This window comes from Pseudomonas sp. YeP6b, from assembly GCF_025642995.1.
GTDB lineage: Bacteria > Pseudomonadota > Gammaproteobacteria > Pseudomonadales > Pseudomonadaceae > Aquipseudomonas.
Genome location: NZ_CP080090.1, coordinates 950,828 through 971,235 on the forward strand (window position 1 = coordinate 950,828; position 20,408 = coordinate 971,235).

23 protein-coding genes are annotated in these 20,408 nt (G+C 60.9%); 8 read left to right on the forward strand and 15 right to left on the reverse strand.

Annotated elements, in window-relative coordinates:
- Positions 1-19: 19 nt before the first annotated feature.
- From ureG to ureE, 3 genes are read right to left on the reverse strand one after another with little or no spacing between them, the layout of a single operon-like run.
- Entirely contained in the window at positions 20-634 is a 615-nt protein-coding gene (gene ureG, locus KZH41_RS04175; protein WP_017849719.1) for an urease accessory protein UreG, read from the reverse strand.
- Positions 635-657: 23 nt separating this feature from the next.
- On the reverse strand, positions 658-1,332 hold the full coding sequence (locus KZH41_RS04180) for an urease accessory protein UreF (RefSeq protein ID WP_094949749.1): 675 nt from the start codon (positions 1,330-1,332) through the stop codon (positions 658-660).
- Positions 1,329-1,829 carry an urease accessory protein UreE gene (gene ureE / locus KZH41_RS04185; RefSeq protein ID WP_242154139.1) on the reverse strand — a complete coding sequence of 167 codons (501 nt, stop codon included), beginning with the start codon at positions 1,827-1,829 and terminating at the stop codon, positions 1,329-1,331. Before ureE ends, KZH41_RS04180 begins: the two co-directional genes overlap by 4 nt.
- A gap of 340 nt (positions 1,830-2,169) precedes the next feature.
- On the opposite strand from ureE, the gene KZH41_RS04190 reads away from it, so the two are divergent.
- On the forward strand, positions 2,170-2,652 hold the full coding sequence (locus KZH41_RS04190; RefSeq protein ID WP_094949751.1) for a C40 family peptidase: 483 nt from the start codon (positions 2,170-2,172) through the stop codon (positions 2,650-2,652).
- Between the two features lie 11 nt (positions 2,653-2,663).
- On the opposite strand, the gene KZH41_RS04195 is transcribed toward KZH41_RS04190, so the two are convergent.
- Positions 2,664-3,296, reverse strand: a complete 633-nt coding sequence (locus KZH41_RS04195; RefSeq protein WP_053254084.1) for a TetR family transcriptional regulator — start codon at positions 3,294-3,296, stop codon at positions 2,664-2,666.
- A 152-nt stretch (positions 3,297-3,448) separates the two neighbouring features.
- Positions 3,449-3,820, reverse strand: a complete 372-nt coding sequence (locus tag KZH41_RS04200; RefSeq protein WP_094949752.1) for a hypothetical protein — start codon at positions 3,818-3,820, stop codon at positions 3,449-3,451.
- Positions 3,821-4,188: 368 nt separating this feature from the next.
- Here KZH41_RS04200 and KZH41_RS04205 point away from each other — a divergent pair, with 368 nt between their 5' ends.
- Positions 4,189-6,261 carry an AsmA family protein gene (locus KZH41_RS04205; protein WP_094949753.1) on the forward strand — a complete coding sequence of 691 codons (2,073 nt, stop codon included), beginning with the start codon at positions 4,189-4,191 and terminating at the stop codon, positions 6,259-6,261.
- A 127-nt stretch (positions 6,262-6,388) separates the two neighbouring features.
- Here KZH41_RS04205 and KZH41_RS04210 read toward each other — a convergent pair whose 3' ends face one another.
- Together KZH41_RS04210 and KZH41_RS04215 are read right to left on the reverse strand one after the other, a co-directional pair.
- On the reverse strand, positions 6,389-6,919 hold the full coding sequence (locus tag KZH41_RS04210) for a ferritin-like domain-containing protein (RefSeq protein WP_094949754.1): 531 nt from the start codon (positions 6,917-6,919) through the stop codon (positions 6,389-6,391).
- A gap of 98 nt (positions 6,920-7,017) precedes the next feature.
- Positions 7,018-7,917: a LysR substrate-binding domain-containing protein gene (locus KZH41_RS04215; protein WP_263274425.1), complete on the reverse strand. Its 900-nt coding sequence runs from the start codon at positions 7,915-7,917 to the stop codon at positions 7,018-7,020.
- 137 nt (positions 7,918-8,054) lie between these two features.
- Here KZH41_RS04215 and KZH41_RS04220 point away from each other — a divergent pair, with 137 nt between their 5' ends.
- Together KZH41_RS04220 and KZH41_RS04225 are read left to right on the forward strand one after the other, a co-directional pair.
- Complete coding sequence (locus KZH41_RS04220) at positions 8,055-8,696, forward strand: FMN-dependent NADH-azoreductase (RefSeq protein ID WP_263274426.1); 642 nt, start codon at positions 8,055-8,057, stop codon at positions 8,694-8,696.
- A 77-nt stretch (positions 8,697-8,773) separates the two neighbouring features.
- Positions 8,774-9,664, forward strand: a complete 891-nt coding sequence (locus tag KZH41_RS04225) for an esterase/lipase family protein (RefSeq protein WP_263274427.1) — start codon at positions 8,774-8,776, stop codon at positions 9,662-9,664.
- Positions 9,665-9,777: 113 nt separating this feature from the next.
- On the opposite strand, the gene KZH41_RS04230 is transcribed toward KZH41_RS04225, so the two are convergent.
- Positions 9,778-10,665 carry a DMT family transporter gene (locus tag KZH41_RS04230; RefSeq protein ID WP_094949758.1) on the reverse strand — a complete coding sequence of 296 codons (888 nt, stop codon included), beginning with the start codon at positions 10,663-10,665 and terminating at the stop codon, positions 9,778-9,780.
- A 97-nt stretch (positions 10,666-10,762) separates the two neighbouring features.
- Between KZH41_RS04230 and KZH41_RS04235 the strand changes: the two genes are divergently transcribed.
- The 3 genes from KZH41_RS04235 (at position 10,763) to KZH41_RS04245 (ending at position 13,141) form a co-directional block, all read left to right on the forward strand.
- The gene (locus tag KZH41_RS04235; protein WP_094949759.1) at positions 10,763-11,551 is read left to right on the forward strand and encodes an AraC family transcriptional regulator; all 789 of its coding nucleotides are present in this window, start codon (positions 10,763-10,765) and stop codon (positions 11,549-11,551) included.
- 71 nt (positions 11,552-11,622) lie between these two features.
- Positions 11,623-11,922: a PsiF family protein gene (locus tag KZH41_RS04240; RefSeq protein ID WP_094949760.1), complete on the forward strand. Its 300-nt coding sequence runs from the start codon at positions 11,623-11,625 to the stop codon at positions 11,920-11,922.
- A gap of 205 nt (positions 11,923-12,127) precedes the next feature.
- A complete protein-coding gene (locus tag KZH41_RS04245) occupies positions 12,128-13,141 on the forward strand; it encodes an AI-2E family transporter (protein ID WP_094949761.1) in 1,014 nt (337 codons plus the stop codon).
- A gap of 270 nt (positions 13,142-13,411) precedes the next feature.
- Here the strand turns inward: KZH41_RS04245 and KZH41_RS04250 are convergent, their stop codons facing one another.
- The gene (locus tag KZH41_RS04250; protein WP_094949762.1) at positions 13,412-14,680 is read right to left on the reverse strand and encodes an Hsp70 family protein; all 1,269 of its coding nucleotides are present in this window, start codon (positions 14,678-14,680) and stop codon (positions 13,412-13,414) included.
- Positions 14,681-14,918: 238 nt separating this feature from the next.
- Here KZH41_RS04250 and KZH41_RS04255 point away from each other — a divergent pair, with 238 nt between their 5' ends.
- Entirely contained in the window at positions 14,919-15,860 is a 942-nt protein-coding gene (locus tag KZH41_RS04255) for a DnaJ C-terminal domain-containing protein (RefSeq protein ID WP_094949763.1), read from the forward strand.
- A gap of 45 nt (positions 15,861-15,905) precedes the next feature.
- On the opposite strand, the gene ureC is transcribed toward KZH41_RS04255, so the two are convergent.
- The 6 genes from ureC to KZH41_RS04285 form a co-directional block, all read right to left on the reverse strand.
- On the reverse strand, positions 15,906-17,606 hold the full coding sequence (gene ureC, locus KZH41_RS04260) for an urease subunit alpha (RefSeq protein ID WP_242154144.1): 1,701 nt from the start codon (positions 17,604-17,606) through the stop codon (positions 15,906-15,908).
- Positions 17,607-17,729: 123 nt separating this feature from the next.
- Entirely contained in the window at positions 17,730-18,038 is a 309-nt protein-coding gene (locus KZH41_RS04265) for an urease subunit beta (protein ID WP_094949765.1), read from the reverse strand.
- Entirely contained in the window at positions 18,035-18,568 is a 534-nt protein-coding gene (locus KZH41_RS04270; protein WP_094949766.1) for a GNAT family N-acetyltransferase, read from the reverse strand. Before KZH41_RS04270 ends, KZH41_RS04265 begins: the two co-directional genes overlap by 4 nt.
- 5 nt (positions 18,569-18,573) lie before the next feature.
- Positions 18,574-19,086 (reverse strand): GNAT family N-acetyltransferase, encoded by a 513-nt coding sequence (locus KZH41_RS04275; protein WP_094949767.1) that lies wholly within the window; start codon positions 19,084-19,086, stop codon positions 18,574-18,576.
- A 9-nt stretch (positions 19,087-19,095) separates the two neighbouring features.
- On the reverse strand, positions 19,096-19,398 hold the full coding sequence (ureA, locus tag KZH41_RS04280) for an urease subunit gamma (protein WP_003171437.1): 303 nt from the start codon (positions 19,396-19,398) through the stop codon (positions 19,096-19,098).
- Positions 19,399-19,545: 147 nt separating this feature from the next.
- A complete protein-coding gene (locus tag KZH41_RS04285) occupies positions 19,546-20,385 on the reverse strand; it encodes an urease accessory protein UreD (protein WP_094949768.1) in 840 nt (279 codons plus the stop codon).
- Positions 20,386-20,408 lie beyond the last annotated feature (23 nt).

Below are 20,408 nucleotides of genomic sequence, written 5' to 3' on the forward strand. Positions count from 1 at the left end.
CTCCTTTTTTAGGGTGGGATCAGGCAGCAGTCAGCAGGCCCTGACGTTCGATAAAGGCGACGATTTCATCCAGGCCGACGCCGGTTTTCTGGTTGCTGAACACAAAGGGTTTGCCGTTGCGCATGCGCTGGGTGTCGCTGTTCATCAGCTCAAGCGAGGCGCCTACCAACGGCGCGAGGTCGATCTTGTTGATCACCAGCAAATCGGATTTGCAAATACCGGGCCCGCCTTTGCGTGGCAGCTTGTCGCCGGCCGATACATCGATCACATAGATGGTCAGGTCTGACAGCTCCGGGCTGAACGTCGCCGACAGGTTGTCGCCGCCGGACTCCACCAGGATCAGGTCCAGGCCGGGGAAGCGGCGGTTGAGTTGGTCCACCGCCTCGAGGTTAATCGAGGCATCTTCGCGGATCGCCGTGTGCGGGCAGCCGCCGGTTTCCACGCCGATGATGCGTTCGGGCGCCAAGGCTTGGTTGCGCACCAGAAAGTCGGCGTCTTCGCGGGTGTAGATGTCGTTGGTCACCACGGCCAAGTTGTAGCGATCGCGCAAGGCCAGGCACAGCGCCAAGGTCAGGGCCGTCTTGCCGGAGCCCACCGGGCCGCCGATGCCGACACGCAAAGGTTGTGTGTTCATGTGCTTCTCCAAAATTAAAGGCCCTAGCTACGAAACAAGCGGCTGTACTGGCGCTCATGGGCCATGCACGCCAGGGACAGGCCGAACGCGGCGCTGCCGAAATGGTTGGGGTCGATGCGGCCGGCGTCTTGCTGGGCTTGTTGCAACAGCGGCAGCAGTTCGCTGGTCAGGCGCTGGGCGGCCTGCTGGCCCAACGGCAACGTCTTCATCAATACGGCGAGTTGGTTTTCCAGCCAGCTCCACAGCCAGGCGGCGAGGGCGTCATCCGGGCTGATGTGCCAGGCGCGCGCCGCCAGGGCCCAGCCCAGGGCCAGGTGCGGTTCGGCGCATTGCTGCACAAATGTGCGCGCGGCGTCGTCCAGTTCCGGCAAGCCATTGAGCAGTTGTTGCAGGGAGTAGCCCATTTGCCGGCTCTCCTGATACAGCTCGCGGGTCTCGCGGCTGGCGCGATGTTCTTCGCACAATTGCGCCAGATGCGGCCAGTCTTCATCCGCCGCCGCGCGGCAATGGGCGAGCAGCAATGGCGCTTCGAAGCGCGCAAGGTTGAGCAGCAACTGGTCGCTGACCCAGCGTCGCGCACTGGCGGCATCCTTGACGCGGCCATTGTCCACGGCCATTTCCAGGCCTTGGGAATAGCTGTAGCCGCCAATCGGCAATTGCGGACTGGCCAGGCGCAACAGCGCCCAGGCTGGGTTCATAGACGTACGCCGAACTGGTGCAGCTTGGGCGGGTAGTTGAAGTCTTCATCGCCGTGGCGCGAATGGTGATGACCACCGCCATAGGCGCCGTGTTCCGGCTGGAACGGCGCTTCGAGGGTTTCTGTGTGAGCCCCTAGCTGTTCGAGCATGGCCTTGAGCACATAGTCATCAAGCAGGCGCAGCCAGCCGTCGCCGACTTGCAGGGCGACATGGCGGTTGCCGAGGTGATAAGCCGCGCGGGTCAGTTCAAACGCGTTGCTGCAGGTGACGTGTAGCAGGTGTTCAGGGCGGGCAACGACGCGTACGACACGTCCGTCTTCAGCCTGTAGGTATTCGCCATCGTGCAATGGCGGTTGGCCGCGCTCCAGAAACAGGCCGACGTCTTCACCGTCGGCACTGAAACAGCGCAGGCGGCTTTTGCTGCGTGCTTCGAAGTTCAGCAGCAGTTCAGCGGCCCAGAGGGCTTGGGGGGCGATTCGGCGGTGGATCACCAGCATCAGGAGGCTTCCAGCTATGAGCGATAAAAGAGCTAGAGCAAGGGGCTTGCCAACCGCACGTGCGAATGGGAAAACCCTGTAGGCAAGCATGGGCATGCCACCGAATAGGGCGTCAGTTGATTCCTACGGCGCATCCAAATGGTGCGTGATTGAATTTATAGCACCGGATGTGGGCGTTTTGAGTTGAGTTCTACTGAGTGCAGCATGAAATTTCTTTCATCTGATTCGCACTGGATTTTTTCTCGGAAGCGTCTTACGCATAACCAAGACTTGGCTCTCAAAAAGTTACGGGCTGTTTCATTACGATGTGCGCCGTCTTTAATTCTTAGCGACGTCGACCATGTTCCAAGTATTTTTATATGCAGTCATTGTCAGTCTCTCCTACGCCGTCATACCGGCGTCGGCCAATTTAAAGCCGTCTGTGGTCTTCAGTTCTGCTGCCTCCATCGATAATGTGATTGATCGTGCCCATGAGTTGCTCGGCACGCCTTACAACGGGCGTGGAGCCACGGTTGATCAAGGGTTTGATTGCAGCGGCTTCCTGGTCTATCTGTTCAAGACCGAAGCCAATATTCGCCTGCCGCGCACGACCACGCAGATGCATCGCTCAAGCGCCGCGACCGTCCCGAAAGAGGCTCTCATGCCGGGCGATGCGGTGTTTTTCAAAGGCAATGGGAGCGGCCAGGTCAGCCATGTCGGCCTTTATGTGGGCGAAGGCAAATTCATTCACTCGCCCAGTACCGGCAAGCGCGTTCGTATCGATTCGCTGAATAGCACTTACTGGAAAAAAAACTACACCAGCGCCAAACGCTTCCACCCGTAGGGCTGATCGGCTTACTCGGTGCTGCCCAGGCCTTGCCAGTGCTTGAGGCCGATAAAGATAAAGCGCAGTTGCTGGGTGATTTTCGCCTGAGGCGTGAGATGGGCAGGCAGGGCCTGGGCCGGCGGGTCAATGATGTCGGGCAGGGTGGCGAACACGCTCTTGACGATCAGGTCTGCCATTACGTGCAAGCCTTCGGCATCCAGGTGCTGGAGCTTGGGCATCAGTGTGAGGTCGGCCGCCAAGTCGCTGGTGATGTCTTCGCGCAATGCGCCGATGGCCTGGCGCACAGCCAGGCAGCCACCGTATTGTTCGCGGGCCAGGAACAGGAACTGCGAGCGGTTGGCCGAGACCACATCCAGAAAGATCCGTACGGACGCATCAATGATGCCGCCCATCACGAACTCGTTGTGGCGCACCAGGCGAATCGTGGCGCGGAAGGTCTGGCCGACTTCACTGACCAATACCAACCCCAACTGGTCCATGTCGTCAAAATGACGATAGAACCCGGTCGGCACGATCCCGGCGGTCTTGGCCACTTCGCGCAGGCTCAGGCTGCCGAACCCACGGCCACACTCCATCAGATGGCGGGCTGCATCCATCAGGGCGAGGCGGGTCTGTTGCTTCTGTTCGGCGCGGGGCAGCATCGGCGGGCGGGCTTAGTCGGCAAGTACAGCGACGCACTCTAGCAAAACCGCTTCGCTGGCGTCGAACTTGGTGGTGTGGGGTGTGACGTGGTTTCTATAAAAAAGCAAAAGCCCGATCGGTCGATCGGGCTTTTTTCTGGGCCACCACGGGCTTAGCTCTGAGCTTGATGCAGTTCTTGCAGGCGATCAGCACCACCTTCGGCAATACCTTGGGTGTATGCGCGGTCGTTGGCTTGTTCAGCGCCGCCTTCTACCAGACCTTTCTGTTCCAGGCGATCACGGCCACCTTCAGCAACGCCTTCGGTGTAGGCACGTTTGTTGGCGTGTTCCGAACCGTTTTCTGCAACAGCGCCTTTGGCGTAGTCACGGTTTTCATCTTCTTGCGAACCGCTGCGAGCCACGGTTTGGCTGGATTGCACGGCTTGAGCTTTGTTCTGTGGGGTAGCTTGTTCAGCGGCTGGCAGGGCAAAAGCACTGGAAGCCAGGACAGACAGCAGAACGGTAGCGAGTATTTGGCGTTTCATGAGGGTTGCTCCTTGGGAGGGCGATAAAGTGGGTACAGGGCTAATGCTACTCTCGATAAGTCGATATAAAAGTTCATAAACGCAATGGTAATAATCAACAGAATTGATTGTTCCCTGCGGAGGCTCTAGACCGAGCCTCTCAAGCCCGCGGTTTTGCACCATGGTGGGTATTTTCGACCCGTTCATGGGTAACACTGGTGCATTGTTGATGGTTTGGTCGACTTGAGCTGTAGGAGAAGTCGCTTTTTTTGCTGGGAATTCGTACTCGGGCTAAACCCCCAGACCATTTGTCAGTCGTAGCTCTATAAGCTGTAGTCAAAAGGCGCGCGGCAACGCGCGCCCTCAGTCGTAACCAGGAGTCCTGTGCAATGACGCGCACTCGTAAAATTGTCGTTTGGAGCTGCGCCAGCTTCGTTCTGTTAATCGCCGTGGTGGTCTTGGTGCTGGTGTTCTTTGACTGGAACCGCATCAAACCGCCGCTTAATGCCAAGGTCTCCGAGGAGCTGCATCGCCCCTTTGCCATCAATGGCAACCTGGCGGTGGTGTGGGCGCGTGAGCCGGATGAAGGTGGCTGGCGTGCCTGGGTGCCGTGGCCGCATGTGATTGCCGAAGACCTGACGCTGGGCAACCCCGACTGGTCGAAAAAGCCGCAAATGGTCACCCTCAAGCGCGTGGAGTTGCGCATCTCGCCCCTGGCGTTGCTGGTGCAGCGCGTGGTGATTCCGCGTATCGACCTCACCGAACCCAGCGCCGACCTGCAGCGCCTGGCCGACGGCCGCGCCAACTGGACCTTCAAGTTCGACCCCAAGGACCCCAACGCCGAGCCTTCCAGCTGGGTGGTGGACATCGGCGCCATCGGCTTCGACAAAGGCCACGTGACCCTCGACGACCAGACCCTCAAGACCCAGCTCGACGTGATCATCGACCCGCTGGGCAAGCCGATCCCCTTCGGCGAAATCGTCGGTGACGCCGATGCCAAAAAGGCCTTGGAAAAAGGCTCAGCGCCCCAGGACTACGCGTTCGGCCTCAAGGTCAAAGGCCAATACCACGGCCAGAAACTCGACGGCACCGGCAAGATCGGCGGGCTGCTCGCCTTGCAGGACGCGGCCAAGCCGTTCCCGCTGCAAGCCCAGGTGAAAATCGCTGACACCCGCATCGCGCTGGCCGGCACTCTGACCGACCCGCTGAACCTCGGCGCCCTGGACCTGCGCTTGAAACTCGCCGGCAGCAGCCTGGGCAACCTGTACCCGCTGACCGGCGTCACCTTGCCGGACTCGCCGGCCTATTCCACTGACGGCCACCTGATCGCCAAACTGCATGAAGCCAGCGGCGCCTCATTCCGCTACGAGAACTTCAACGGCAAGATCGGCGACAGCGACATCCACGGCAACCTGGCCTATGTCGCCAGCCAGCCACGGCCCAAACTCAGCGGCGCGCTGGTGTCCAACCAACTGCTGATGACCGACCTGGCACCGTTGATCGGTGCCGATTCCAACGCCAAGCAAAAAGCCCGTGGCGGTGAAAGCAAGCAACCAGCGACCAAAGTGCTGCCGGTGGAAGAATTCCGCACCGCGCGCTGGCGCGAGATGGACGCCGATGTGGAATTCACCGGCAAACGCATCGTGCACAGTGCCGATCTGCCTTTCACCGACCTCTATACCCACTTGGTGCTCAATGATGGCGAACTGAGCCTGGAACCCCTGCGTTTCGGCGTGGCCGGCGGCAAGCTGGATGCGCAAATTCGCCTGAATGGCCGCACTGTACCCATGGAAGGTCGCGCCAAACTCACTGCGCGCAACTTCAAGCTCAAGCAGCTGTTCCCGACCTTCGAACCGATGAAAACCAGCTTTGGTGAACTCAACGGTGACGCGGATATTTCCGGGCGCGGTAACTCCGTGGCGGCGCTGCTGGGCAGCTCTAACGGCGATCTGAAGATGCTCATCAACGACGGCGCCATCAGCCGAGGCCTGATGGAAATTGCCGGGCTTAACGTGGGCAACTACGTAGTAGGCCGCCTGTTCGGCGACAAGGAAGTGAAGATCAACTGCGCGGCGGCGGACTTCGGCATCAAGACTGGCCTTGCGACCACTCGCCTGTTTGTGTTCGATACCGAGAACGCGATCATCTATATCGATGGCACCGCGAACATGGCGACCGAACAGTTGGACCTCACCATCACGCCGGAGTCGAAGGGCTTCCGCCTGTTCTCTCTGCGTTCGCCGCTGTACGTGAATGGGCCGTTTATCAAGCCGAATGCGGGTGTGAAGGCGGTGCCGCTGATGCTGCGTGGCGCCGGGATGGTTGCGCTGGGTGTCATCGCCGGCCCGGCGGCGGGGCTGCTGGCCTTGGTAGCACCTAGCGGTGATGAGCCGAACCAATGTGCACCGTTGTTGCAGCAGATGAGGGAAGGCAAAGCGCCAAAGACCGTGAAAAGTAACTGACGAAACCGCAAGCCAAATGTGGGAACTGGCTTGCCTGCGATAGCGGTGTAACAGTCGACAGATGCACTGACTGTTCGATAGCTATCTCGGGCAAGCCCGCTCCCACAGGGGTTCAGCGGTGTGGCGGTTACAGGTCCTGCAGAATATCCGCCATGTCATCGGCGTGTTCTTCTTCCTGGGCCAGGATGTCTTCGAAGATGCGACGGGTAGTCGGGTCTTTGTCGCCGATGTACTGGATGATCTCGCGGTAGCTGTCCACCGCAATCCGTTCGGCCACCAGGTCTTCGTAGACCATTTCCTTCAGCGAGTTGCCGGCCACGTATTGGGCGTGGGAGTTCTTCGACAGCAGGTCAGGGTTGAACTCCGGCTCGCCGCCCAGTTGCACGATGCGCTCGGCCAGTTTGTCGGCGTGCTCAGCTTCTTGGGTCGCGTGCTCGAGGAATTCATCGGCGGCGACGCTGGCTTTCAGGCCGGTGGCCATGAAGTAGTGACGTTTGTAGCGCAACACGCAGACCAACTCAGTGGCCAGGGACGCGTTGAGCAGTCGGATGATTTCTTCGCGGTCGGCGTTGTAGCCTTCGGTTACGGCGCCGTTTTCGACGTTCTGGCGGGCGCGGCTGCGTAAGGTCGCAACGTCAGTCAAATGTGCTTCAGTCATCTCAATCTCCTGGTGCTAATCCGGTTTTACGCCACGCTCTGCCGGCGTGATCGCTATAAGTTGTGAGTCCCGCGCGACGCAAAAAGTTTTATCGGATTTCACAACGCATGGCCGGACAGCCTCGCCTCCTCCTGCACCCACTGGAAAAACGCGCGCACCGGTGGATGCCGCTCCCGCCCCGGCACACACAGCGCGCTGTAGCCGGCGCCGCCGACGCTGACCTGCGGCCGATAGGGCACCAGTAAACCGCTGGCCACGCTTGCCGACACCAGAATGTTACTCGCCAGCACCAACCCCTGGCCGGCAATCGCCGCTTGCAATGCGTAGTGTTCCTCATCGTATTCACGCGAAGGCAGCCGGTGATCCAGCCACCTCTCCGAGGCTTTGTCGCACCACGCCTGCCAGCCCAAGGCGTAAAGCTCGGAGTTGTGCCAGCGCACGCTGATCAGCGTTGGCACCTGGGTGCTGGCCCGCGCGACCTGTTCGGGCGAGCCATACACCGCAAAACATTCATCGAACAGGCACTGGCCGTACAGGTTGGGGTAGTCGCCCATGCTGTAGCGAATCACCAGATCAACGCTGGCATCCTGCTGCAAGTCGACGACCTCGCACTGGGTGTCCAGGCGCAGGTTGATGTCCGGGTGGGCTGCGTAGAAACGCCCCAGCCGTGGCACCAGCCACAGCGCCGCAAAGGCTGGCGTGGTGGACACCGTGAGGTGCCCGGCGCTGCGTTGCGGGCGCAGGGTGTCGAGGCTTTGTGCCACATCCAGCAGGGCGCCATGCACGCTGTGAAACAGCCGCTCGCCGCCTTCGGTCAGGCGCACCTGACGTGGCAGGCGCTCGAACAATTGCACGCCCAGCCAGGTTTCCAGGGCGCGAATCTGATGCGATACCGCCGTGGGCGTCACCGACAGTTCCTGGGCCGCCGCCTTGAAGCTCAACAGGCGCGAAGCAGACTCAAAGGTACGCAGGGCGGTCAGGGGTAGCGAAGCAAACATTCTGTCTCCATGGATGAAATGGATTCATCCGGATTAACTATTGCTCATTTGTCGGTCAGGGCGCTCAGCTCTAGATTTACTGGCAACAGCGGCGGCCATCCAGGTTGCCTGAGTGTATCCGGTGAAGGCTAAAACAGATGAAAAAAATGCTAGTGGTTCACGCCAGTCCACGTGGCGAGCGTTCTCACTCCCGGCGCCTGGCCGAGTCGTTTCTCGATGCCTGGCAGGCGGCTAACCCTGATGCACAGATCACCCGACGCGAAGTCGGCCGGGCTTTTATCCCGCATGTCACCGAGGCGTTTGTCGCGGCGAATTTCTACCCCGAGCCGCAATCGCTGCCGAAAGTGATGAAGGCCGACCTGCAATTGAGCGACGAACTGGTCGGCGAGCTGATCGAACATGAGCTGCTGGTGATCTCCATGCCGCTGTACAACTTTGGCGTGCCCAGCGGCCTCAAGGCCTGGATCGACCAGATCGTGCGCTTGGGCCTCACCTTTGATATCACCCAAGACAGCCAGGGTATCGCGCAGTACCAGGCGTTGCTCAAGGGTAAGCGCGCACTGATCATCACCAGCCGTGGCGGCAACGGGTTCGGCCCCGGTGGTGAAAACGAAGGGATGAACCATGCCGACCCGCACCTGCGCACGGTGCTGGGTTACATCGGTATCGATGACATTCGGGTGATCGCCGCCGAAGGTGAGGAGTCGGACAAAAGCGTATTCCTGCGCGCCTGTGAAGAGGCTGAGCGCCAGTTGCGCGACCTGGCCGGGCATTTTTAACCCGCCTCGATCATGGGGCGGTCACGTCCAGTGGTCTAGGATGGCGTTATCGCTTGCCTGATCAGGATGCCCGCTGCATGCCCGAGTCTCTCGCCACGCGTTATCCCCTGGTGCTGGTGCCCGGCATGCTCGGCTTCGTGCGTCTGGGGTTGTTTCCCTACTGGTACGGCATCGTCCCGGCGCTGCGCAGGGGTGGGGCGCAGGTGATTCCCGTGCAAGTGGCGCCGCTGGATTCCAGTGAGGTGCGCGGTGAGCAGTTGTTGGTGCAGATCGAGCAGATTCGCCGCGAGACCGGCGCCGACAAGGTCAACCTGATCGGCCATAGCCAGGGCTCGCTGACGGCGCGGTATGCCGCGGCCAAGCGCCCGGAATGGGTGGCATCGGTAACGTCGGTGGCCGGGCCTAATCATGGTTCGGAATTGGCGGATTATTTCCATGCCCATTACCCTCCGGACAGTTGGAAAGGCCGGCTCGTGAGCACGCTGTTTCATCTGGTCGCCTGGGTGATGGGCCTGCTGGAAATCGGCTATCGCGGGCCGCGCTTCAAGACCGATTTGCACGCCTCGCATCAGTCCTTGACCACTGCAGGCGTGGCCCTGTTCAACCGCCAGTATCCGCAGGGTTTGCCGCAAACCTGGGGCGGGCAGGGTGCTGAGGTCGTCAACGGCGTGCGTTATTACTCGTGGTCCGGCACCTTGCAGCCGGGCAAGACTGATCGTGGGCGCAACCTGCTGGACGGCACGAACCGCAGCTGCCGGTTGTTCGCGCGCAGTTTTGTGCGGGAGAAGGGCCAGTGTGACGGCATGGTCGGGCGCTATAGCTCACACCTGGGGTTGGTGATTGGCGATGACTACGCTTTGGATCACTTCGATATCGTCAACCAATCCTTCGGGCTGGTGGGCAAGGGCGCGGAGCCGATTCGGTTGTTTGTTGAGCATGCGCAAAGGCTGAAGGTTGCGGGGGTTTAGCAGGTTCACCGCGTTATCGTTCTTCGCGAGCAAGCCCGCTCCCACATTCGACCGAGTTTCACATTTGGAATGTGATCGAATGTGGGAGCGGGCTTGCTCGCGAAGGCTATTTATCAGGCAACACTGACCTGACGACGAACCGGCGTCGTCCAACGCTCCGACAAAATCACCCCGCCCAACGTCAGCAAACCACCCACCAAGTGGTACATCGCCAACTCCTCCTTCAACACCACCGCCGCAATCAACGCGGTAATCAACGGCAGCAGGTTGAAAAACAGCGTGGTTCGGCTTGGCCCCAGGGTTTTCACCGAGTGCATCCACGCCAGTGGCGCGACCATCGACGCCAGCAAGCACGCGTACAACACCAGCGGAATGTTCGCCCAGCCCAGGCCCGCCTTGGTCGAGAACAGGAACAGCGGAAACAGCACCACCACCGCCACCAGCACTTGCAGGTACAGCAGCACCAACGGCGGCAGGCGCAGCTGCCATTTTTTCAGCAAGGTGCTGTAGACCGCGTAGGCCAGGGTGGCAATCAGCATCATGGCGTCGCCCAGGTTGAGCCCGTGTTGCAGCAACGCGCCCAGGCTGCCGGCCGAGACCACCACCACCACGCCTGCGAACGACAGCACCGCGCCGGTCAGTGCGCCAAAGGTCAGGCGTTGGCCGAGGCTGATGATGGCGGCGGTCAATGACATCAACGGCATCAGCGAGAGGATGATGCCCATATTGGTGGCGCTGGTCAGGGTCGCGGCGTAGTAGGCCAGGCTCTGATACACCGCCATGCCGAGCACGCCGAGGATGAAGATCTTGCCCAGATTCGGGCGGATCAGCGCCCAGTTGGCGATCACCGGCTTGAGCATGAACGGAGTGAACAGCAGCGCCGCCAGCAACCAGCGGTAAAAGCCGATTTCTGCGGGGAAGATAGTGCCCACGGCCAGTTTGTTGACCACGGTGTTACCGGCCCAGATAAAGATAGCCAGCAGGGGGTACGCGTATTGCATCGAAAGAAACCAGGTGTGTTGATGAGGCAGGATTATCCCCTGTCTGGATGGAAGCCTATACTGCGATCCAGACAAATGACCTTTGTATCCAGACAATATGGCCAGACATACCGTACGCCTCGCGGATTTCCACAGCCTGCCGAGCCCGGTCTACTTCCGTTACTCCGAATTTGCCCCGGACACCGAGTGCACACCGCACCGGCATTTGTGGGGTTCGCTGGACTACTCAGCCAACGGCGTGATGCGCATGGAAGTGGCCGGCAGCCGCTTTATGTCGCCGCCGCAGTACGCGGTATGGATCCCGCCCAATACCGAGCACAGCTCCTACAATGCCCAGGCGATTGTCTACCGCTCGGTGGGCCTGGCCCCGGCACTCTGCGAGCAATTGCCCAAGGCGCCCTGCACCTTGGCGATCAGTGAAATCCTCAAGGCCATTCTCAGTGATTTTGCCCAGCGTGACGTCAACATCCCGCAGACCGAGGCCGACATCCGCCTGGCCCAGGTGTTGGTGGATCAACTCAAGCAAGCGCCGATTCACGATTGCTTCCTGCCTTACGCGCGCCACCCCGGCTTGCTGGGTGTGCTCGAAGGCATGCAGGCCGAGCCCGGCGACAACCGCCCGCTGGCGCAATGGGCGCAGCAGGTGCATGTGAGTGAACGGACATTGGCGCGCCAGTTTGTGCGAGAGCTGGGCATGAGCTTCGGCGAATGGCGCCAGCGTCTGCGTTACCTGGCGGCCATCGAAGCCCTCGACAGCGACCACAGCGTGCAACACGTGGCGTTTGACCTGGGCTACAGCACCGCCTCGGCCTTCATCGCCATGTTCCAACGCCACGCCGGCTGCACCCCGGAGCAGTATCGTCGAACAAATATACGTAGCCGGTGAAGATGTAACAGGCTTTGACTACACTGCTGCGTAGGCCGTGCCCCCCGGCACGGTAACAGGGAGAAAACTCCATGAAGATGCTGCGTATTCCGTTGTTGATGATGGGCCTGCTGCTGTGTTCCCAAGGCTTTGCCGCTACCGCCCAGCAAAATAAAATGACCACCTGCAATGCTGACGCCACCACCAAGACGCTTAAAGGCGATGATCGCAAGGCCTTTATGAAGACCTGTTTGTCGGCGCCAGCCGCCAACGACGCCAAGACCCTGACCCCACAGCAGCAGAAGATGAAAGACTGCAACGCCACAGCGAAAACCAAGGCGTTGACCGGCGATGCGCGTAAGACCTTTATGAGCACTTGCCTCAAAGGCTGATCACGATTTCGCCAACGCTGGAGCTCAATGTGGGAGCTGGCTTGCCTGCGATAGCATCACCTCAGTAGGCCTGATAGACCGAGGCGCCTGCATCGCGGGCAAGCCCGGCTACCACACTTGATCGCATTCACACCCTGGCCTCTCGCTTGATTCCCTCAAGGCTGGCAGACTGCCCATCCTTTAACGCCGTTCGTTTTGAGGCTGTATGCCAACGTTTTCTCAGCGTCACGTGTTGTTGTTGGTCAGTTGCATCATCATTTTCGGTGGATTACTGCTGGTCCTGCCGCTCAAGCTGCTGCCCAGCCTGTTGGCCGGCCTGCTGGTCTATGAGCTGGTCAACATGCTCACCCCGCAGTTGCAGCGGCTGATCGAAGGCCGCCGTGCGCGCTGGCTTGCCGTGGCCTTGCTCGGCACGTTGATCGTCAGCGTGCTGACGTTGATCTTCGCCGGCGCCATCAGCTTCCTGCTCCACGAAGCGGAAAACCCCGGGGCTTCCCTCGACAAATTCATGGGCGTGGTCGACCGCGCGCGCGGCCAATTACCGCCGTTTCTCGACGCCTACCTGCCCGCCAGCGCCGCAGAATTTCGCGTGGCTATCGGCGATTGGCTGAGCAAACACCTGAGCGAGTTGCAACTGGTCGGCAAAGACGCCGCCCACATGTTCGTCACCTTGCTGATCGGCATGGTCCTCGGTGCGATCATCGCGCTGCAACGCGTGCCCGACGTGACCAAGCGCAAACCCCTGGCTGCCGCGCTGTTCGACCGCCTGCACCTGCTGGTCCAGGCGTTTCGCAACATCGTCTTCGCCCAGATCAAGATTGCCGCGCTCAACACTATGTTCACCGCGATCTTCCTCGCGGTGGTGCTGCCGCTGTGCGGGATCCACCTGCCGCTGACCAAAACCCTGATCGTGCTGACCTTCTTGCTTGGCCTGCTGCCGGTCATCGGCAACCTGATGTCCAACACCCTGATCACCATCGTCGCGCTGTCGATTTCAATCTGGGTGGCGGTGGCGGCGCTGGGGTATTTGATCGTGATCCACAAGGTCGAATACTTTCTCAACGCGCGCATCGTCGGCGGGCAGATCAGTGCCAAGTCGTGGGAATTGCTGCTGGCGATGCTGGTGTTTGAAGCCGCATTCGGCTTGCCGGGCGTGGTGGCGGGGCCGATTTATTATGCGTATTTGAAGAGTGAACTGAAACTCGCCGGCATGGTTTGACTGACATCGGCGACGTTGGGCTGCGAAGCGGCTCCAGTTTCAGGTACTCCCGAGTGGCTGGTTTTGGGGCTGCTGCGCAGCCCAGCGCGGGGCAAGCCCGCTCGCCACAGAGGGGGGCTGTGGCAACTGGGGTTTCAGGTGTGCACAGGTCAAAATGTGGGAGCGGGCTTGCCCGCGATGGCGTCGGGTCAGTTGATAAATACATCGACTGACACTTTACTATCGCGGGCAATCCCGCTCCCACCTATGGATTTGCTGTGTTAGTGAAGGTCAGCTGCCGTAACGCTTGCTTGCTTCAATCGCCAAACCACTGCCGATACTGCCAAAGATATTGCCTTCCACATGCCGCGCATTCGGCAGCATCGCCGAAATGCTGTGGCGCAGTGCCGGTATCCCGCTGGAACCGCCGGTAAAGAACACCGTGTCCACCTGCGCCACTTCCACCGACGCATCGGTTAGCAATTTGGTAACGCTGTTACGCACGCGCTCCAGCAAACCATCAATCGCCGATTCGAACAGGCTGCGGCTCAGGTCCACGCTCAACCCTGGCTCAACCCGGTCCAGCAGCACATGGCGGTTGTCTTCGTGGGTCAGTTGGATCTTGGTTTCTTCCACTTCCATCGCCAGCCAGTGCCCAGCGCGCTGTTCGATCAGCTTGAACAGGCGGTCGATGCCGCCGGTGTCTTCGATGTCGTAGCGCATGCTGCCCAGGGCCAGCTGGGATTTTTGCGAGTACACCGAGTTGATGGTGTGCCAGGTGGCCAGGTTCATGTGGTGGCTGGTGGGCATGTAGGCGCCGCTTTTCATGCGGCTGCCGTAGCCGAACAGCGGCATCATGCCGGCCAGCGACAGTTGTTTGTCGAAGTCGGTACCGCCGATGTGCACGCCGCCGGTGGCGAGGATGTCATCGTGGCGGTTGTCGTTGTGACGGCGGTCCGGCGACAGGCGCACCAGCGAGAAGTCGGACGTACCACCGCCGATGTCGACAATCAGCACCAGCTCCTCTTTCTCGATGGTGGACTCGTAGTCGAAGGCTGCCGCAATCGGTTCGTACTGGAACGAAATGTCCTTGAAACCGATCTTGCGTGCCACATCGACCAGGGTGTTCTCGGCCTCTTGGTCGGCCATCGGGTCGTCATCGACAAAAAACACCGGGCGGCCCAGCACTACTTCCTCGAACTCACGGCCGGCGGTGGTCTCGGCGCGGCTCTTGAGCTGGCCGATAAACAGCGCCAGCAGGTCGGTGAACGGCATCGCCGTGCCGAGTACGCTGGTGTCGTGCTTGATCAGCTTGGAACCCAGCAGGCTCTTGAGCGAGCGCATCAGCCGGCCTTCGTAGTTTTCCAGGTATTCGTGCAGGGCCAGGCGCCCGTAGACCGGGCGGCGCTCCTCGAAGTTGAAGAACACCACCGACGGCAACGTGATCTTGTCGTCCTCCAGCGCAATAAGCGTCTCCTCGCCGGGGCGGATCCAGCCGACGGTGGAGTTGGACGTGCCGAAGTCGATACCGCAGGCACGGGCTGGGGATGGGTTTTTCATGTCTATCTGGTTCCGGTTGAAAAACGGCCGCGCAGTGTATGCCAGTCGAAGGCGGATGCGTAGGCCGACCATCCGTTAAATCGTGCTTGAAAGTGCGGGATTTGCCCCCACATCTGTTGCATACGGTTAGCGCCGATAACACTTTTACGTACCCTCAGGCCACAACACTCAACAGGTGCAAAGCAACGCACGTTGTGGCCCAGGCTGTGCGATCTCGATTAAGGATGGTGAACCGCCGATGGATTTCAAAGACTACTACAAGATTCTGGGTGTCGAGCCGACGGCTGATGACAAGGAAATCAAGGCCGCCTATCGCAAGCTCGCGCGCAAATATCACCCTGACGTGAGCAAGGAAAAAGACGCCGAAGAAAAATTCAAGGACGCGTCCGAAGCCTATGAAGCGCTTAAAAGCGCGGACAAGCGCGCGGAATACGACGAACTGCGCAAATACGGCCAGCACGGCCAGCCGTTCCAAGGGCCGCCGGGCTGGCAGAGCCGTGGCGGTTATGGCGGTGGCGCGGGCACTGAAGACTTCTCCGACTTCTTCAGCTCGATCTTCGGCAACCGAGGCGACGGCTTCGGCGGTGGCGGCCAGCGCCGCTCAACCGGGCGCAAGGGCCAGGATGTGGAGATGCAACTGTCGGTGCTCCTCGAAGAGACGTTGTCCACCGAGTCCAAGCAGATCAGCTTCCAGGTGCCGCAATACGACGCCTCGGGTCGCCACGTGAGCAACACCACCAAGAGCCTGAACGTGAAGATCCCCGCCGGCGTGGCCGACGGCGAGCGAATCCGCCTCAAGGGCCAGGGCGCGCCGGGTATTGGCGGTGGGGCGAATGGCGACCTGTACCTGATCATCAAGTTCGCGCCGCACGCCAAGTTCGAAGTGGATGGCGAAAACCTGATCATCAACTTGCCCCTGGCGCCGTGGGAGTTAGCGCTGGGCGCTGAGATCGCCGTGCCGACCCTGACCGGCAAGATCAACCTCAAGGTGCCGGCCGGTAGCCAGAACGGCCAGCGCATGCGCGCCAAGGGCCATGGTTTGCTGAACAAGGCCGGGCAGCGTGGCTATTTGTTCGTGCAGCTCAAGGCCGTGATGCCACCGGCAGGTGATGACGAGGTGAAAGCGTTGTGGCAGGAGCTGGCGCGGAAAGCGGCCTTTAACCCGCGCGAGAACTTCTAAATCGACACCCAGTGGGGGCTGGCAAGCCAGCTCCCACATGGATAGTCAGAACAGGAAATACCGCTGGGCCATCGGCAGTACTTCGGCCGGCTCACACCACAGCAACACGCCATCGGCCTTGACCTGATAGGTCTGCGGGTCCACTTCGATGTCCGGCAGGTAGTCGTTGTGGATCAGGTCGGTTTTCTGCACGTCGCGGCAACCTTTAACCACCGCAATCTGCTTCTTCAACCCCAGGGCTTCGGGCAACCCAGCGTCCTGCGCTGCCTGGCTGATAAAGGTCAGGCTGGTGGCGTGCAGCGAACTGCCGAAGCTGGCGAACATGGGGCGGTAGTGCACCGGTTGAGGGGTGGGGATCGAGGCATTGGCGTCGCCCATCAAGCTTGAAGCAATCGCGCCGCCCTTGAGAATCAAGGTCGGCTTGATGCCAAAAAACGCCGGGCGCCACAGCACCAGGTCGGCCCATTTGCCCACCTCGATTGAGCCGACGATATGGCTGATACCGTGAGTGATCGCCGGGTTGATGGTGTACTTGGCGATGTAGCGCTTGGCGCGAAAGTTGTCATTGCCTGGGCCATCACCGGGCAGGGCGCCACGTTGTTTTTTCATCTTGTCGGCGGTCTGCCAGGTGCGCGTGATCACTTCACCGACGCGGCCCATGGCCTGGCTGTCGGAGCTGATCATCGAGAACGCGCCGAGGTCGTGCAGGATGTCTTCGGCGGCGATGGTCTCGCGGCGGATGCGGCTTTCGGCGAAGGCCACGTCTTCGGCAATGCTCGGGTCCAGGTGGTGGCAGACCATCAACATGTCCAGGTGCTCGTCGATGGTGTTACGAGTGAACGGCCGGGTCGGGTTGGTGGAGCTGGGCAGCACGTTCGGGAAGCCGCAGGCCTTGATGATGTCCGGCGCGTGGCCGCCACCGGCACCTTCGGTGTGGTAGGTGTGAATAGTGCGGCCCTTGAGCGCGGCGAGGGTGGTTTCGACGAAGCCGGACTCGTTGAGCGTGTCGCTGTGGATCGCTACCTGCACGTCGTATTCGTCGGCGACGCTCAGGCAGTTGTCGATGCTGGCGGGCGTGGTGCCCCAGTCTTCATGCAGCTTCAAACCGATGGCGCCGGCCTTGACCTGCTCGACCAACGGCCCCGGTAAACTGGCGTTGCCCTTGCCGGTAAAGCCGATGTTCATCGGGAACGAGTCGCTGGCCTGCAGCATGCGCGCCAAATGCCACGGGCCGGAGGTGCAGGTGGTGGCGTTGGTGCCGGTGGCCGGTCCGGTGCCGCCGCCGATCATGGTGGTGACGCCGCTGGTCAACGCTTCTTCGATCTGCTGCGGGCAGATGAAATGCACGTGGGAGTCGATGCCGCCGGCAGTGAGGATCATGCCTTCACCGGCGATCACTTCAGTGCTGGCGCCGATGGCCATGGTCACGCCGGGCTGGATGTCCGGGTTACCGGCTTTGCCGATCGCGTGAATGCGGCCGTTTTTGAGGCCGACGTCGGCTTTGACGATGCCCCAGTGGTCGATGATCAGCGCGTTGGTGATCAAGGTGTCCACGACCTCATGGGCGAGCAACTGGCTCTGGCCCTGGCCATCGCGGATCACCTTACCGCCGCCGAATTTCACTTCTTCGCCGTAGACGGTGAAGTCTTTCTCGACTTCGACGAACAGCTCGGTGTCGGCCAGGCGGACCTTGTCACCGACGGTGGGGCCGTACATGTCGGCGTAGGCTTGTCTGGAAATCTTCATGTGTGTGTCCTCGATCGTTCCCACGCTCTGCGTGGGAATACATCCTGTGACGCTCTGCGTCACGACGTTAAGAGCGGACGCGGAGCGTCCATGGCGGCATTCCCACGCGTAGCGTGGGAATGATCAGTCGAGGTCACCCATGATCCGCCCGGCAAACCCAAACACCCGGCGCCCACCGCTCAAATCCACTAACTCGATTTCACGACTTTGCCCCGGCTCAAACCGCACCGCCGTGCCCGCCGCAATATTCAGGCGCATGCCACGGCTCGCGGCGCGGTCAAAGGTCAGCGCGTCATTGGTCTCGAAAAAATGGTAATGCGAGCCCACCTGGATCGGCCGGTCGCCGCTGTTGGCCACGCTCAGCGTGACGGTGCGCCGGCCCACGTTCAGTTCGATGTCGCCAGGCTGGATCTGATATTCACCAGGAATCATGCAGGTTGCCCCAGGGTCTTGAAGTAGATAGCGGTCGGGCTGTAGCGCCCGTCCGGGCTTTGGCAGTAGTCGGGCAGCTCACCGATCTTGGTGTAGTGCAGCGACTGGTAGAAGGCTTCGGCACCGGAGCCGGCCTCGGTGTCCAGGTACAGCAGGCCGCGCTTGTGCTGGCGCGCGGCGAGTTCCAACGCGCCCATCAGTTGCTGGCCCAGGCCATGGCGGCGCGCACTGCTGTGTACCAACAGCTTTTGCACTTCGGCGCGGTTCAGGCCGTTGGCTTTCTGGCACAGCGCCAATTGCACGCTGGCGATCACCTGTTCGTCGCGCACCACCACCCAGAGCAACAGGCTGGCGTCTTCAATACTGGCTTGTACGCCCTTTAGATAGTCGCGTGCCTGGGCGTCATCGAAGTCAGCCATGAAGCCGACCGACGCGCCGTGCTGCACCGCGTCCAGCAACAGCTCAATCAAACCCAGGCGGTAATGGGCAAAACTTTCAGCATTCACTCGACGCAGTTGTGCAGCGCTCATCGATCTCACTCCTTGGGCGGTTCTGCGCCCGGGTTCAATGTCAGTTGCATAAAGGTCAGGTCCAGCCAGCGGCCGAACTTGATACCCACTTGCGGCATTTGCCCGGTGGTGATGAACCCCAGGCGCTCATGCAGGCGAATAGATGCCTGGTTACCGCTTTCGATGGCCGCGACCATCACATGCTTGCCGCAGGTGCGGGCACGCTCGACCAGCGCTTGCATCAGGCGCGGGCCGAGGCCTTTGCCGCGCTGGTCATTGCGCACGTACACCGAGTGTTCAACGCTGTAACGGAAGCCTTCGAAGGGGCGCCAGTCGCCGAACGAGGCGTAGCCGGTGACTTCATCGTTTTCCACCGCCACCAGGATCGGATAGGCCTGGGCCTGGCGCGCACTGAACCAGGCCTGACGATTGGCCAGGTCGACCGGTTGTTCGTTCCAGATTGCCGTGGTGTTAAGCACTGCGTCGTTGTAGATGTCTCGAATGGCCGGCAGGTCTTGCCAGGTTGCATCACGAATCATGGCCGTGCCTCACGCGATGGGCTGGTGAACGGTGACCAGCTTAGTGCCGTCGGGGAAGGTGGCTTCCACCTGAATATCCGGGATCATTTCCGGGATGCCTTCCATCACCTGTTCGCGGCTGAGCAGGGTGGTGCCGTAGTGCATCAGGTCGGCGACGGTACGGCCATCGCGCGCGCCTTCCATCAAGGCGGCGGAAATGTAGGCGATGGTTTCCGGGTAGTTGAGCTTCACGCCCCGCGCCAGGCGGCGTTCGGCGACAAGGCCAGCGGTGAAGATCAGCAGTTTGTCTTTTTCCCGTGGGGTCAAATCCATGGTTCAAGGTCCTTCAAAGAATGCATTTTTAACTACAACAGAGATCAACTGTGGGAGCGGGCTTGCTCGCGAATGCGGTCGATCAGTTAAAGAGGTGTCGACTGACACACCGCATTCGCGAGCAAGCCCGCTCCCACATTTTGATCTTCATGTGCTCCAAATTCGTGGGGCCACGACTTCCCGCCCCAGCACCACCGGACGTAATAGTTTCCATAAATCAATCAACCAACCCCGCGCCAGCAGCGCTTCACTGGCCAGGCAACGGGCGACCAGCAGCCCGGGCAATTGGGTCAGGTCACCACGCACCGCGTGGGGCAGGGCGCGGCAGGTTTCCAGCAGTTCAGGTTCGATGTCGCCCGTCACCAGCAACGTGGCAAACACCGGTTGCCCGTCCAGCCCGATGGGCGAGTCGAGCAACCCGTCGGCGCCCACAATGCGCTGGCGCTCATGCCAGAGCAACTGGCCGTCGCGGCGAATATCTAGGTGCGATTGGAAGTGGCCGAGGTCGAAACGCTCGCCACTGGCCGGGCGGCCGAGGGCGACCACATCCCAGTAAAACAGCCGCGCATCGCCTTGCAGGTCAATGCGCGTGGTGAGTTCGGCCTGGGCAGCGCTGAACACGATGGTTTCCTGGGGCAGCCATTCCAGCGTGGCGCCAGCTTCCACGGTCAAGTCGAGCTGCTGAAACGCCGGGCCGCTGGCGCGGTACCACTTGGCGGCGCCGGGGCTGGTCAATTGCGCCCAGGCGCCTGCGCCGACATGGGCGCGGATGTCCAGGCGATCACCGCCGGCAATCCCGCCGGGCGGGTGCACGATGATGTGCTGGCACACCTCGGGGCCTTCGGCGTACAGGTGCTTTTGCACGCGCAGCGGGCCGAGGTGGCGGCGCATCACCGGGCGCGTGGTGTCGCCGAAACGCGCGTAGCCGAGTTCCAGCGCGGCGTGCCAGCTGGGGGTGAACAGGGCAGGGGAAACGGGCAGGTTCATGTTCTAGTGCTTATCGTTAGGAC

What these genes read in the sequence shown, in the direction of transcription:
- ureG (WP_017849719.1), bottom strand. Translation starts at nt 634, where the DNA reads ATGAACACACAACCTTTGCGTGTCGGCATCGGCGGCCCGGTGGGCTCC.
- KZH41_RS04180 (WP_094949749.1), bottom strand. Translation starts at nt 1,332, where the DNA reads ATGAACCCAGCCTGGGCGCTGTTGCGCCTGGCCAGTCCGCAATTGCCG.
- ureE (WP_242154139.1), bottom strand. Translation starts at nt 1,829, where the DNA reads ATGCTGGTGATCCACCGCCGAATCGCCCCCCAAGCCCTCTGGGCCGCT.
- KZH41_RS04190 (WP_094949751.1), top strand. Translation starts at nt 2,170, where the DNA reads ATGTTCCAAGTATTTTTATATGCAGTCATTGTCAGTCTCTCCTACGCC.
- KZH41_RS04195 (WP_053254084.1), bottom strand. Translation starts at nt 3,296, where the DNA reads ATGCTGCCCCGCGCCGAACAGAAGCAACAGACCCGCCTCGCCCTGATG.
- KZH41_RS04200 (WP_094949752.1), bottom strand. Translation starts at nt 3,820, where the DNA reads ATGAAACGCCAAATACTCGCTACCGTTCTGCTGTCTGTCCTGGCTTCC.
- KZH41_RS04205 (WP_094949753.1), top strand. Translation starts at nt 4,189, where the DNA reads ATGACGCGCACTCGTAAAATTGTCGTTTGGAGCTGCGCCAGCTTCGTT.
- KZH41_RS04210 (WP_094949754.1), bottom strand. Translation starts at nt 6,919, where the DNA reads ATGACTGAAGCACATTTGACTGACGTTGCGACCTTACGCAGCCGCGCC.
- KZH41_RS04215 (WP_263274425.1), bottom strand. Translation starts at nt 7,917, where the DNA reads ATGTTTGCTTCGCTACCCCTGACCGCCCTGCGTACCTTTGAGTCTGCT.
- KZH41_RS04220 (WP_263274426.1), top strand. Translation starts at nt 8,055, where the DNA reads ATGAAAAAAATGCTAGTGGTTCACGCCAGTCCACGTGGCGAGCGTTCT.
- KZH41_RS04225 (WP_263274427.1), top strand. Translation starts at nt 8,774, where the DNA reads ATGCCCGAGTCTCTCGCCACGCGTTATCCCCTGGTGCTGGTGCCCGGC.
- KZH41_RS04230 (WP_094949758.1), bottom strand. Translation starts at nt 10,665, where the DNA reads ATGCAATACGCGTACCCCCTGCTGGCTATCTTTATCTGGGCCGGTAAC.
- KZH41_RS04235 (WP_094949759.1), top strand. Translation starts at nt 10,763, where the DNA reads ATGGCCAGACATACCGTACGCCTCGCGGATTTCCACAGCCTGCCGAGC.
- KZH41_RS04240 (WP_094949760.1), top strand. Translation starts at nt 11,623, where the DNA reads ATGAAGATGCTGCGTATTCCGTTGTTGATGATGGGCCTGCTGCTGTGT.
- KZH41_RS04245 (WP_094949761.1), top strand. Translation starts at nt 12,128, where the DNA reads ATGCCAACGTTTTCTCAGCGTCACGTGTTGTTGTTGGTCAGTTGCATC.
- KZH41_RS04250 (WP_094949762.1), bottom strand. Translation starts at nt 14,680, where the DNA reads ATGAAAAACCCATCCCCAGCCCGTGCCTGCGGTATCGACTTCGGCACG.
- KZH41_RS04255 (WP_094949763.1), top strand. Translation starts at nt 14,919, where the DNA reads ATGGATTTCAAAGACTACTACAAGATTCTGGGTGTCGAGCCGACGGCT.
- ureC (WP_242154144.1), bottom strand. Translation starts at nt 17,606, where the DNA reads ATGAAGATTTCCAGACAAGCCTACGCCGACATGTACGGCCCCACCGTC.
- KZH41_RS04265 (WP_094949765.1), bottom strand. Translation starts at nt 18,038, where the DNA reads ATGATTCCTGGTGAATATCAGATCCAGCCTGGCGACATCGAACTGAAC.
- KZH41_RS04270 (WP_094949766.1), bottom strand. Translation starts at nt 18,568, where the DNA reads ATGAGCGCTGCACAACTGCGTCGAGTGAATGCTGAAAGTTTTGCCCAT.
- KZH41_RS04275 (WP_094949767.1), bottom strand. Translation starts at nt 19,086, where the DNA reads ATGATTCGTGATGCAACCTGGCAAGACCTGCCGGCCATTCGAGACATC.
- ureA (WP_003171437.1), bottom strand. Translation starts at nt 19,398, where the DNA reads ATGGATTTGACCCCACGGGAAAAAGACAAACTGCTGATCTTCACCGCT.
- KZH41_RS04285 (WP_094949768.1), bottom strand. Translation starts at nt 20,385, where the DNA reads ATGAACCTGCCCGTTTCCCCTGCCCTGTTCACCCCCAGCTGGCACGCC.